Source organism: uncultured Rhodoblastus sp., from assembly GCF_903903185.1.
In the GTDB taxonomy this organism is placed as follows: Bacteria; Pseudomonadota; Alphaproteobacteria; order Rhizobiales; family Beijerinckiaceae; genus Rhodoblastus.
Genome location: NZ_CAIUXT010000171.1, coordinates 1 through 12317 on the forward strand (window position 1 = coordinate 1; position 12317 = coordinate 12317).

The window sequence follows — 12317 nt, forward strand, 5'->3', positions numbered from 1 at the left end:
CCCCGACGTGGTCGTTCCCGGCCTGATGGCGCTCGGGGAGGCGGCCTGCGTCTCGGTCCATGGCGCCAATCGCCTCGGCTCCAATTCGCTGATCGATCTGGTGGTGTTCGGCCGCGCCGCCGGCCTGCGCGCCGCCGAAATCGTCAAGCCCGGCGCGACCCAGGACAATCTGCCGGAAAATTCCGCCGATCTCGCCTTGTCGCGCCTCGACCATTACCGCCGCGCCAAGGGCGGCACGCCGACCGCCGAGCTGCGGCTGCGGATGCAGAAGGTGATGCAGAACAATTGCGCGGTCTATCGCACCGGCGACGTGCTCGAAGAAGGCTCGAAGTTGATCCACGACGTCTGGAAGGCCCGCGACGACGTGCGCGTCACCGACCGGTCGCTGATCTGGAATTCCGACCTCGTCGAGACGCTGGAATTCGACAATCTGATCGTCCAGGCGGTGGTGACGATGGATGGCGCCAACAACCGCAAGGAATCGCTCGGCGCCCACGCCCGCGAGGATTTTGCCGACCGCGACGACGCCAACTGGATGAAACACACGTTGGCGACCATCGACGACGCCGCCAAGTCGGTGACGATCGATTACCGACCGGTGCATAATTACACCATGACCGACGAAGTCAGCTACATCGAGCCGAAAGCGCGCGTGTACTGAGTTTTTTCCCGGCAGGGGTTTTTTAAAATGCCCCTTTGAAGCGTTCTTTCGCCCGGCAAGGGTGAAAAGTGAGAGAGCAAGCCCAATGGTCGAACTCGCACTGCCAAAAAATTCCGTGGTCGGCAAGGGCAAGATCTGGCCCAAACCCGCCGGCGCCAACAACGTGACGGAATTCCAGATCTACCGCTGGAACCCGGACGACGGTCGCAACCCGTCGATCGATACCTATTATGTCGATCGCGACGATTGCGGACCGATGGTGCTCGACGCCCTGCTCTATATCAAGAACAGCATCGATCCGACCCTGACCCTGCGCCGCTCGTGCCGCGAAGGCATTTGCGGCTCCTGCGCGATGAACATCGACGGAACCAACACGCTCGCCTGCACCCTGGCGATCGACGAGGCCAAGGCGCCGGTCAAGGTCTATCCGCTGCCGCATATGTCGGTGGTCAAGGATCTGGTGCCCGATCTGACCAATTTCTACGCCCAGCACGCGGCGATCGAGCCCTGGCTCAAGACGCAGACCCCGGCGCCGGAAAAGGAATGGCTGCAATCGCCTCAGGATCGCTCGAAACTCGACGGACTCTATGAGTGCATCCTCTGCGCCTGCTGCTCGACCTCCTGCCCGAGCTACTGGTGGAACGGCGACCGCTATCTCGGCCCCTCCGCGCTGCTGCAGGCCTATCGCTGGCTCATCGATTCGCGCGACGAATCGACGGGCGAGCGGCTCGACAATCTCGAAGACCCGTTCCGGCTCTATCGCTGCCACACCATCATGAATTGCGCCCGCGCCTGCCCGAAAAACCTCAACCCGGCCAAGGCGATCACCGAAATCAAGAACATGATGATTTCGCGCCAGATCTGAAGCGCCGGCCCCATTGTCAAAAAAACCAGCGCGCCGGACCAAACCGGCGCGTTGTTTCGCTTCGCCCGCAATAACGCCCTGTTGGAAAATGACGCAATTCATTAAAAAAAGCGCGCCTTTCTCGCGGCGCGCTTTTCTAAACTGCGAGTCCCGTCGCCGAAGCGAACGGAGAATTGTTACGCACGGGGCTGGAGCGAGAACACCCGGGTCTGCAAGTCCAGCATGGCCGTGGCGAAACTCGTCGCATTATCGGCGAATTCGCCCCAGACCGTGGCGGCGGAGGGTCCGCGCGCCACCATCCTGCCGGTCAGATCGTCGGTTTCGAAACGCAGGTCGGCCTCGAACTTGCGCGCCAGCGCCTGCATTGCGACATTGCGCGCAAGGCACGACATGTAGAGCGCGTCGGCGCGACGGTTGCGGGCCGCGCGCACGATGCGCGACATCAATTCGGTGCCGACGCCGCGACGCCGCCACGCCTCTTCGACGCTGAACGCCGCTTCGACCGAACCGCCGATGATGTTATTGCCCACCGCCCGCAATTCGCCGGCGCCGCGCATCGTCCCATCGACATAATACCCATAGATGACGTCGTCGATACCGAAACACCGCTCGGCATAGCGAACCAGAAACGCATCATTGACCGCCATCGCAAAGCGGTCGAACCTGCTTTGAGTGTCGAGTCGCAGAAGGTGCTCCCGAAAGGCGGGAAGATCGGCAGGCCATAACCTGCGTATGACGCCGCCATGGATCATCGAATGTTCCATGTGGTTGTTCCTTGTCTTTCCGCGGCGTAGAGCCGCTGTTGCACCCTGCCTCCCGAACGTTTCCCTTACCCGAATTATGCTGCAATGCAGCAAAAAGATCAAGCCCCAAGTTTGGGTAAATTATCGATCTCTTTTTTTGTCCCGATCTTGTCACAAATGCTAACACCGTCATTTCCCGCAAAAAAGGCAAGTAGAACAAAAGCGCAATCTTCAATGCTGCGTTGCAAAATATGAATTAATCCTTGCGACCTGAACGGTTTATGAACCGCCATGGCGCCCAGATCCGGGCAACAGGTCGATCAGCGAGGGAATCAGCGGCGCGTCGGCCGGCGGCATGGGAATATCGCGCAATTGCCTCGCGTGGAGCCATTTGAGCGCCTGGCCCTCGCGCGGCGCCGCCAGTCCCTGCCAGCGGCGACAGACGTAAAGCGGCATCAAAAGATGAAAATCCTCGTAGGCATGACTGGCGAAAGTCAGCGGCGCGAGGCAGGCTTCCTTCACCTCGATGCCGAGTTCCTCGCGCAATTCGCGAATCAGCGCGGCCTCGGGCCGCTCGCCCACATCGACCTTGCCGCCGGGAAATTCCCAAAGACCGGCCAGTTGCTTGCCCGGCGGGCGCTGGGCGACGAGAATCCGGTCGTCGGCGTCGATCAGGGCGACGGCGACAACGAGCAGCAGTTTCATTCGCGCCGCCCCGCCTTCAAGACCGGTAATCGCCGTTGATGGCGATATATTCCTTGGTCAGGTCACAGGTCCAGACTTTCGCCTTGCCCTTGTCGAGGCCGAGATTGACCCGGATCACGATCTTGTCCTGTTTCATCAGCGCCGACACCGCCGCCTCGTCGTAATTGGGATCGCGCAGGCCTTGATGGGCGACGCGGATGTCGCCGAACCAGATCGACAACAGGTCGCGCTCGGCCTTTTCGCCCGCCTTGCCGACCGCCATGACGACGCGGCCCCAATTGGCGTCCTCGCCGGCCACCGCCGTCTTGACCAGCGGCGAATTGGCGATGGAAAAGGCGATTTTTTTGGCCGCCTTGTCGCTTTGCGCCCCGAAAACCTGCACTTCGACGAATTTGCGCGCGCCTTCGCCGTCGCGCGCCACCTGTTGCGCCAGATCGAGCAGCAGCGCGTCGAGCTTGTCGGCAAAATCGCGCAAAAGCTTGTCGTCGGCCTTCCTGATCCTTTTGGCGCCGCGCTTTTCCGCGGCGCCGGTGGCGAAAAGCAGCAAGGTGTCGGAGGTGGACGTGTCGCTGTCCACCGTCACCGAATTGAACGAGCCCTTCACGCCGCTCGTCAGCAGCTTTTGCAGCGCTTCCGGCGAAATGGCGGCGTCGGTGAAGACATAGGCCAGCATCGTCGCCATGTCCGGGGCGATCATGCCCGCGCCCTTGGCGAAGCCGTTGATCGTCACCTCGACCGCGCCGATTCTGGCGCGCGCCGTGGCGACTTTGGGAAAAGTGTCGGTGGTCATGATCGCCTTTGCCGCGTCGAGCCACCCTTCGGGACGCGCCCGCGCCGCAAGCTCGTCGAGCACGCCTTCGAATTTCGTCGCGTCGAGCGGTTCGCCGATCACCCCGGTGCTGCTGAGGAAAATCTCGTCCTCGTCGGCGCCGACCGCCCTGGCGGCCAATTTCGCGGTCAATTCCGTCGCTTCCCGCCCGAGTTTGCCGGTGAAGGCGTTGGCGTTGCCCGAATTGACCACCAAAGCGCGCGCCATGCCATGGTGAAGGTTCTTCCGGCACCAGTCCACCGGCGCCGAGGGGCATTTGGAGGTGGTGAACACCCCGGCGACCGAGGCGCCCCTTTCGAAAACCGCCAGCATCACGTCGGTGCGACCCTGGTAGCGAATGCCCGCCGCGCCGGTCGCCAGCCGCACGCCGTCGATGGCCGGCAGTTCGGCGAAATTTTTCGGCGCAAGCGGAGAGACGTGAGCGGCGGCGGCCATGGCTTTGTCCTGACGTTTCGATCACGCGGGATTTGCGTCGGTCCATGCCGCGGCGTCAAGACGCTTTGACGACGCGGAGACGAAAATCGCGCGGCGCTCGCGCAGGCCATGCTCGAACGCATGTTGGCGCCGCAACATCCGGGGGCGATCCCGGCACGCAAAGCAAAGCCCCGCCGAAGCGGGGCTTCCCTTGAAATTTATAGTCGCGGGGCGAAAAACTTACTTCTTCGGGACGACGGTAGGCTTGGCGGGCTCAGCCGGCGCCGGTTCGTCGGCGCGCGTGATCTTCGCGCCTTCGCGCAACTTGACGATGGCCTCGCTCTGCGCCTTCTGCGCGACGAAATGTTCGAGCTGGTCCTTGACCTGATCCATCGGCGGGAAGCCGCGCTCGCGGACTTCGAGCACCTTGATCACATGCCAGCCGAACTGGGTCTTGACCGGGTCCGACACTTCGCCCGCCTTGAGCTTGAAGGCGGCGTCGGCGAATTCCGGCACCATGCGATCCCGGGTGAAGAAGCCGAGATCGCCGCCCTTCGAGCCGGGATCCTTGGACAATTGGTCGGCCAGCTTGCCGAAATCCTCGCCGGCCTTGAGGCGCTTTTCGACGGTCTTGGCCTCTTCCTCGGTGGGAACCAGAATATGCAGGGCGTGAACTTCGACTTCCGGCTTCTGCGCCTTGGCGGCCTCGTCATAGGTCGCCTTCATCGCCGCCTCGGTCACGCTGCTCTTGGCGATGACGCCAAGAAAGCTCTCCATCAGCAGTTTTTCGCGGAAATAGGCGAGCTTCTTCTGGAAATCGGGGGTCGCGTCGAGCTTGTCGGCGATGGCTTTCTGGGTGACCAGTTTCACGTCGATCAGATAATCGAGCAAGGCCTTGTCGCGCGCCGCGTCGTTCATCTGCTTGGGCAGGGTCGAGCCGACGTCGTCGCGCGCGGTGGCGAGATCGGCGTCGGTGATATCGGCGCCATTGACCGTCGCCAGCACTTTCGCCGAAGCCTGGACTTGGCCGAGCGCCAGCGCCGAGGCGCACAACGTAACAACGAGGGCGGCGCGACGCGCACCGGTGAAGAGGGATTTGAAATGGACCATTTTCAGGCTCGAAGCTCCGGTTGAAAAATAATCCGAACCTTTCCCATCGGAACGATTCGGGCGCAAGACGGCGCCGTTCAATCGGACGGGCGCCGCCTTGCCGGTCGGCTCGAGCCATCCCCCGGCCACACCTGTCGGCCGGCAGGATGACGCCCCCCGGCGGCAAACTGGCGCGCTGTTCTGCCCCAAAATGCGCGCCGCGACAAGCGCCGCGACGCAGGATAACCTTGTTGGCCCGCGTCCAGGGAACATCGGTTCGCCTGACGCGTCCGATCCTCGCGTTTTTTTGAACTTTTTCCTCACGCAAACCGGCGCCCGCCTGGCTCGAAAACGCGCTTAAGGCCCGATTGCGCCGCGCGCCTCGATGGTTTAGACCTTTTGCTTCACACAGAGACATGACCTTGGCGGAACAAAAACCCATCAACTGGACCAATGCGCGGACGCTGATCGCTTTGGCGATTCTCGTCGGCACGGAACTCGTCGGCGCCTCCTGGGCGGCGGGCTGGGCGCTCGGCGGCCTGTTTCAACTCGGCCCCACCGTCGGCCACGCGTTCGAAGCGGTGTTTATCGCGATAGGTTTCGTCGGCCTGTATTATTTCATGCGCGCGGCTGTCGCCCATGAGCCTTTCCGGAACTGATTTCCCGCCCCCCTTCGCCTGACGCAAAAAGAATCCGCCTCATGCCGAATCCTGTCGATCGCCGCCATTTCTGCCAATCGCTCACCTTTGCCGCCGCCGCCGGGATCGTCGCCGGCGGTTCAGGCGCCGTCGCCGCCACGCCCGGCCTCAAATACGGACCCGTCGCGCCCTTTTCCTTCGACGCCCTGAAGGCGGAAGCGAAAAAACTCGTCGGACAGCCGTTCGAGCCAAGGGTTTCCGCGGACAAGGAGCTGATCGAAAAGCTCGACTACGACGTCTGGGGCAAAATCCATTACAAGCCGGACTTTGCCCTTTATGCCGAGGGGCCGGAGCGTTTCCCGGTCGAATTCTATCATCTCGGCCTGTTCTTCAAAAAACCGGTGCGCATGTTCCGCGTTGACGGGAGCCAGTCGCGCGAAATCCTCTACGACCCGTCCTATTTCGACATGCCGGCGGATTCGCTGGCGCGCAAACTGCCCGCCAATGCCGGGTTCGCCGGCTTTCGCGTGCACGAGCCCAAGGGCGGGCCGATCGACTGGCGCAAGGACGGCGGCGCGGACTGGGCATCCTTTCTGGGCGCCTCCTATTTCCGCACCATCGGCGAATTTCATCAGCCGGGTCTTTCTGCGCGCGGGGTCGCGCTCGACACATGGGTCGCTGGGCGCAACGAGGAGTTTCCCGATTTCACCCGGGTCTATATCGGCCCGGAAACCGAAGACGGTGTGATCGTCCACGCCTTGCTGGAAGGGCCCGCCATCGTAGGCGCCTTCCGCTTCCTCATGCGCCGTCTGAAACATGTCGAGATCGACGTGGACAGCCAGCTTTTCCTGCGCGGCAGTATCGTGCGGTTCGGCGTCGCCCCTCTGACCTCGATGTACTGGTTTTCCGAGACCCGCAAGCCGGAAGGGGCGGACTGGCGCCCCGAGGTGCACGATTCGGACGGGCTGGCCTTGTGGACAGGCGCCGGCGAACGGCTCTGGCGCCCGCTCAACAATCCGCCGCGCGTCATGGCCTCGGCTTTCGTTGACAATAATATCAAGGGCTTCGGCCTTTCGCAGCGCGACCGTAACTTCGATCACTATCTCGATGGCGTCCGCTACGATCTGAGGCCGACGGTCTGGGTCGAACCCAAGGGCGATTGGGGCAAGGGGTCGATCCATCTCGTCGAAATTCCGACCGACGACGAGATCTACGACAATATCGTCGCCATGTGGGTTCCCGCCGAGCCCGCCGCCGCGGGCTCCGTGTTCGATTTCTCCTACCGGCTCTATTGGCAGGCCGAAGAGCCCTTTCCGAGCGGGCTCGCCCGCGTCGTCGCCACGCGCCTTGGCAATGGCGGCCAGGCCGGCCAGCCCCGCCCCAAGGGCTTCAGGAAATTCATGATCGAGTTTCTCGGCGGCGGCCTGTCCGACCTGCCCAAGGGCACCAAGCCGGAACTGGAAGTCTCCGCCTCGCGCGGCACTTTCGGCAATTACCGTTTCCTTGAGGCCGCGCCCGACGATGTCCCCGGCCATTGGCGGGCGCAATTCGACCTCGGCAATATCGAAGGCAAGGATCCCGTCGAATTGCGGGCCTTCCTGAAGCTCGGCGACAAGGTCCTGTCGGAAACCTGGATTTTCCAATATCATCCGTTCTGAACGGGAAAAAAATCCAGGCGGGAGCAGCAGCCAGATGCGCGCCGAACACCATGCGCACAGCCACGAGGCGCGGGGGCGCAAGGCCGCCGCGTTTTCGCTGTTGCGTCTGTCCGCCGCGCAAAGGCTGGCGATTGTGTCGTTAGCCGTCGCCGCCCTGTGGGCCGGCGTCTATTGGGCGCTGTCATGACCGACAAGACCATCCGGTTGCGCAATCTGACGCTTGGCTACGACCGCCATCCCGCCGTGCACCATCTCGACGGCGAGATCGCGCCGGGCGCGCTGCTGGCGGTCTGCGGTCCCAATGGCGCCGGCAAATCGACTTTGCTCAAAGCCCTGACAGGGGTCTTGAAGCCGATGGGCGGGTCCATCGATTTCGGCGCCGCGCGGCCGCGCGACATCGCCTATCTGCCTCAGGCGGCGCAGATCGACGCCGGCTTTCCGATCGATGTTTTCGACATGGCCGCGATGGGCCTGTGGCGGCGCATCGGGCTGTTCGGCGGCATGACGCGCGCCGACGAACAAAGCGTCCGCGACGCGCTCGAAACCGTCGGCATGTCGGGCTTCGAGCGGCGCCCGATCGGCGCGCTGTCGGGCGGGCAGGCGCAGCGCCTGCTGTTCGCGCGGCTGCTGCTGCAGGACGCGCCGATCATCCTGCTCGACGAGCCTTTCGCGGCGATCGACGAGCGCACGGTGAGCGATCTCCTGCGCCTGATCGCGCAATGGCATGGCGAGGGCCGCACCATCGTCGCGGTGCTGCACGATTATGACCTCGTGCGCGCGCATTTCCCCGACTGCCTGTTGCTGGCGCGCGAGAAAATCGCCTGGGGGCCGGCCGAAGCGGCGCTCGGCCCGGAAAATCTCGGCCGCGCCCGCCGCCTGATCCAGGCTTTCGACGATTCCGCCGGCGCCTGCGAGCGGGTCGCCTGAACTCCCGCCGATTTGGATTTTTTCTCGATGAGTCCCTCCTCCCTGACCCCGTCCTCGCTGACCCAATACGTCACCCCCATCGAGGTGAAGGCCGGCGTCGTCGCCGCGCATTTCCTGGGCCGCACGCCGGCTCTGGCTTTGACGGACGGTTCGGTGCTGCTGGCCGACACAGGCGGCGGACGCCTTGTCTCCGCCCATGACGACGCCGCCATTCTCGTCGCCGCCGGCAACGGCAAAAAACTTTATACCGGCGGCGACGACGGCAAAGTCGTCGCCACCGACGCCGACGGCGCCAGCGAAACTTTGGCGCGGGAAAAGGGCTGGATCGACGCCCTCGCCTGTCGCGACGACGGCGCGCTGGCCTGGTCGCGCGGCAAATCGGTCCGCGCCCGCGACGCAAGGGGCGAAATCAGGGAATGGCAGGCGCCCTCCACCGTGCGCGGCCTCGCCTTTTTTCCCAAGGGCTATCGCCTCGCCATCGCCCATTATAACGGCGCGAGCCTCTGGTTTCCCAACATTGCCGCCGCGCCGGAAGTCTTGCTTTGGAAAGGCTCGCATCTCGACGCCGCCGTCGCGCCGGACGGGCGGTTTGTCGTCACCTCGATGCAGGAAAACATGCTGCACGGCTGGCGCCTCACGGACAAGAAGGACATGCGCATGTCCGGCTATCCGGCCAAGAGCCGTTCGCTGTCGTGGTCGCAGGATGGCGGCTGGCTCGCCACTTCCGGCGCCGACGCCTGCGTGGTCTGGCCGTTTTCCGGCAAGGAAGGACCGATGGGCCAGGCGCCGCGCGAATGCGGCGTGCGTCCCGACGTGCTCGTCACGGCCGTCGCTTTCCACCCCAAAGCGCCGGTTGTCGCCATCGGCTATGACGATGGCTGGATTCTGCTGGTGCGACTGGGCGACGGCGCGGAAATTCTGGTGCGCCGCGCCGAGGGCGAGCGCGACGCCATCGCCGCGCTGGCTTTCGACGCCAAGGGCGCCCGAATGGTGTTCGGAACCCTCGGCGGACAGGCCGGCGTGCTGGATTTTCCAGGCTGAGGCGCGCGGCGGAAACCGGATCGGCGCGGCGCGTTTGCGGCGAGGGCATGGGAATTGAGAGAAGCGCTTGACGCAAAAACTTGGTGGAAGAACTTGGCGGGAGAGACAAAATTCAGCGCCTTTTTTATCGAATTGTCCTAGAATGAAGCCATAAGGAAAGCGTCTCCCGCTTCTCCCGCGTCAGGCCGACCCAAGGCTGGACCTGCCGCGCCCACAGGGATTGATCCCGTCTTGATTCGAACGGAGCCCTCGACGCCGCGCCCGGCGACCCAGGTTGACGCCGGCGCCGACGGCGCGGCTGAACAAGGCGGCGCCGATGACGCCGCCGCGAAAGACACCGCCGCCGAAGCCGAAAAACCCTCGGCAAGCGCGCGCGAAGTCGAAATCAAGTTCCGAGCCGATCCGGCGGGCCTTGCCGCCGCGCTCGCCTCGCCGCTGCTGGCGAGCGCAGACAAATCGCCCGGCCGCAAGCTGACCTCGGTCTATTTCGACACGCCAGACTGGATTTTGCATCGCAACCGCATCGCCCTGCGCGTGCGGCGAAGCGGTCGCGCCGCCCCGGTGATGACGCTCAAATGGCAGGCGGACGCCTGCGAGGGGAGTTTTGCGCGCGGCGAAATCGAGTTTGGCGTCAAGAAACTCCAGCCGGACCTGTCGCTGCTCGATGGCGACCTGGCCGAGCGCCTGCGCGACCTGATTGGCGACGCCCCGCTCGAACCCCGATACGAAACCAGGGTTATGCGGGTAGCGCGGGAGTTGCGCTTTGGCGGCGCCGGAATCGAAGCGGCCATCGACGATGGCGTCGTCGTCGTCGGCGAACGCCGCCTGCCGCTGCGCGAGGTCGAACTGGAGCTGAAATCCGGCGAGGCGCGGGATCTTTACGAATTCGCCGCGATTCTCGCCGACAGCCTGCCGCTGGTTGTCGATATCGTCAGCAAGGCGGAGCGGGCCTGTCATTTTGCCCTCGGCGCCGTCGCTGCGCCGGTGAAGATGCGCCCGGCCGCCCTGCCGCGGGAAATCATACTGGACGAGGCCGTGGCGCAAATCGTTCTTGGCTGCTGCGACCATTTCCTCGCCAATTGGGCGGCGTTGCGCGACAGCGAAGACCCCGAATCCATCCATCAGATGCGGGTGGCGCTGCGGCGGCTGCGCTCGGCGCTCGCCATGTTCAAGCGCGCCATCCCCAGCGCCGAATTCGAACGTTTCCGCGCCGAGGCCCGCGAACTCGCCACGATTTTGGGGCCGGCGCGCGATTGCGACGCCTTGCGCGAACTGATCGAGGACGGCCCGCTGGCGCATTTCGGCGACGGCAAAGATTTTTCGCCGCTGCTCGACGCGCTGGAGCAGCGGCGCGTCGAGGGTTACCGGCAGGCGCGCGCCTTGCTCGCAGCAAAACGCCCGACGATTTTCGTGCTGCAACTCAGCGCCTTCGTCGCGCGGCGTGGCTGGCGCAATGCGCTTTCCGGCGAGGAATTGTCGGTCCTGACCCGCCCAATCGACGTTTTCGCCGGGGAGGCGCTGGAGCGGCTTTACAAACGCGTCTTGCAGCGCGGCAAGAATCTGAGCCAATTGCCCGACGAGGCGCGCCACCAGGCGCGCATCGCGCTGAAAAACCTGCGCTATGGCGCGGAATTCTTCGCACCCGTTTTCGCCCATGTCCGCAATCCCGCCAGTTTCATCCGCGCGACGGCGCGGTTGCAGAACGTGCTCGGCGCCCATAATGACGCGTCGAGCGCCGATCATTTTTTGAGCGGGCTTCACGACAGCGGCGCCGCGCGCGCCGCCGGCCTCGTCACCGGCTGGTACGCGCGCGGCGCCCTGCTGGCCGACGAGGAACTGGCGCAGGACTGGAAGGATTTCAAGCGGATCAAACCGTTCTGGCGGTGAGCGCGCGCCGGCTTTCGGCTTTACCGCGCCTTGCCAATCAAGGAGACCGGCCCCCGATGCGAAAGCTCGTTGTGCTCAGCGGCAGCGGAATTTCCGCCGATTCGGGGCTGGACACCTTCCGGACGTCGGGCGACCGCAGCCTCTGGGCGCAATATGACGCCGATCAGGTTTGCAATTTCGATTGCTGGGAAGAATATTTCGATCTCGTCCATGAATTCTACTCGCGCCGCCGCGAGCAATTGGCCGAGGTCGCGCCGAACCCGGCGCATTTTCTCGCGGTCTCCTGGCAAAAACGTTTCGCCGCCGACCTCATCACCCAGAATGTCGATGACCTGTTCGAACGCGCGGGCGCCCAGGACGTGCTGCATGTCCATGGCCGTCTGACCTCGATGTGCTGTTTCGAATGCGGGGCGCAATGGGACATCGGCTATTCTAAATTCGACCCCGCCCGGGACCGCTGCCCGCAATGCCAGGGCGTACACGGGGTCAAGCCCAATGTGGTGTTTTTCCGCGAACCGGCGCCGCTCTATGGCGAAATGTGGCGTCGTCTCGCCGCGTTGACCCGCGACGACGTGCTCGTGGTGATCGGCACCTCCGGCGCGGTGTTGCCGATCGCGGAAATCGCCCGGCGCTGTCCCGCGACTTCGATTCTGTCCAATCTCGAATCCGAACCGGGGCTCAATGAGCAGCCTTTCGACCATGTCCTGCATGGACGCGCCGCCGAAATCGCGCCGCAACTCGATGCGCTGGCGACCCGGCTGATGGAGCGCCCGGGGTTGAAGGCAACGATATGAAAGTGTTGGATTTTTCTGGCTTTTTTGACAGGCCGGGGCGAGGGGAATATAAACCCGGCCTCGAAA

Annotated in this window: 14 protein-coding genes; 9 read left to right on the forward strand and 5 right to left on the reverse strand. The window is 63.9% G+C overall.

The annotated features are described in order from the left end of the window. Positions 1 to 661, forward strand: a 661-nt coding sequence (locus QZY01_RS15870) for an FAD-binding protein (protein WP_294538894.1), incomplete at its 5' end; no start/stop codon positions are given. An 85-nt stretch (positions 662 to 746) separates the two neighbouring features. Next, positions 747 to 1526 carry a succinate dehydrogenase iron-sulfur subunit gene (locus QZY01_RS15875; RefSeq protein ID WP_294538897.1) on the forward strand — a complete coding sequence of 260 codons (780 nt, stop codon included), beginning with the start codon at positions 747 to 749 and terminating at the stop codon, positions 1524 to 1526. Positions 1527 to 1702: 176 nt separating this feature from the next. On the opposite strand, the gene QZY01_RS15880 is transcribed toward QZY01_RS15875, so the two are convergent. The 5 genes from QZY01_RS15880 to QZY01_RS15900 form a co-directional block, all read right to left on the reverse strand. Continuing rightward, positions 1703 to 2290 (reverse strand): GNAT family N-acetyltransferase, encoded by a 588-nt coding sequence (locus tag QZY01_RS15880; protein WP_294538900.1) that lies wholly within the window; start codon positions 2288 to 2290, stop codon positions 1703 to 1705. A 98-nt stretch (positions 2291 to 2388) separates the two neighbouring features. After that, on the reverse strand, positions 2389 to 2562 hold the full coding sequence (locus tag QZY01_RS15885; RefSeq protein ID WP_294538903.1) for a hypothetical protein: 174 nt from the start codon (positions 2560 to 2562) through the stop codon (positions 2389 to 2391). Next, the gene (locus QZY01_RS15890; RefSeq protein WP_294538906.1) at positions 2549 to 2974 is read right to left on the reverse strand and encodes a (deoxy)nucleoside triphosphate pyrophosphohydrolase; all 426 of its coding nucleotides are present in this window, start codon (positions 2972 to 2974) and stop codon (positions 2549 to 2551) included. The genes QZY01_RS15885 and QZY01_RS15890 overlap by 14 nt, the downstream gene beginning before the upstream one ends. Before the next feature lie 16 nt (positions 2975 to 2990). Further along, positions 2991 to 4238 carry a bifunctional glutamate N-acetyltransferase/amino-acid acetyltransferase ArgJ gene (gene argJ / locus QZY01_RS15895; protein ID WP_294538909.1) on the reverse strand — a complete coding sequence of 416 codons (1248 nt, stop codon included), beginning with the start codon at positions 4236 to 4238 and terminating at the stop codon, positions 2991 to 2993. A 219-nt stretch (positions 4239 to 4457) separates the two neighbouring features. Continuing rightward, complete coding sequence (locus tag QZY01_RS15900) at positions 4458 to 5327, reverse strand: peptidylprolyl isomerase (protein WP_294538912.1); 870 nt, start codon at positions 5325 to 5327, stop codon at positions 4458 to 4460. Between the two features lie 395 nt (positions 5328 to 5722). Here QZY01_RS15900 and QZY01_RS15905 point away from each other — a divergent pair, with 395 nt between their 5' ends. From QZY01_RS15905 to QZY01_RS15935, 7 genes are all read left to right on the forward strand, one after another. Continuing rightward, complete coding sequence (locus tag QZY01_RS15905) at positions 5723 to 5965, forward strand: hypothetical protein (protein ID WP_294538915.1); 243 nt, start codon at positions 5723 to 5725, stop codon at positions 5963 to 5965. Between the two features lie 41 nt (positions 5966 to 6006). Next, positions 6007 to 7602: a glucan biosynthesis protein D gene (locus QZY01_RS15910; RefSeq protein WP_294538917.1), complete on the forward strand. Its 1596-nt coding sequence runs from the start codon at positions 6007 to 6009 to the stop codon at positions 7600 to 7602. A gap of 34 nt (positions 7603 to 7636) precedes the next feature. Next, complete coding sequence (locus tag QZY01_RS15915; protein WP_294538921.1) at positions 7637 to 7789, forward strand: hypothetical protein; 153 nt, start codon at positions 7637 to 7639, stop codon at positions 7787 to 7789. Continuing rightward, a complete protein-coding gene (locus tag QZY01_RS15920) occupies positions 7786 to 8529 on the forward strand; it encodes an ABC transporter ATP-binding protein (protein ID WP_294538924.1) in 744 nt (247 codons plus the stop codon). Before QZY01_RS15915 ends, QZY01_RS15920 begins: the two co-directional genes overlap by 4 nt. 27 nt (positions 8530 to 8556) lie before the next feature. Continuing rightward, entirely contained in the window at positions 8557 to 9570 is a 1014-nt protein-coding gene (locus QZY01_RS15925; RefSeq protein WP_294538927.1) for a WD40 repeat domain-containing protein, read from the forward strand. A 231-nt stretch (positions 9571 to 9801) separates the two neighbouring features. After that, positions 9802 to 11457 (forward strand): CYTH and CHAD domain-containing protein, encoded by a 1656-nt coding sequence (locus QZY01_RS15930; RefSeq protein ID WP_294538930.1) that lies wholly within the window; start codon positions 9802 to 9804, stop codon positions 11455 to 11457. A gap of 56 nt (positions 11458 to 11513) precedes the next feature. Beyond that, on the forward strand, positions 11514 to 12251 hold the full coding sequence (locus QZY01_RS15935) for a Sir2 family NAD-dependent protein deacetylase (RefSeq protein ID WP_294538933.1): 738 nt from the start codon (positions 11514 to 11516) through the stop codon (positions 12249 to 12251). The last annotated feature ends 66 nt before the right edge of the window (positions 12252 to 12317 follow it).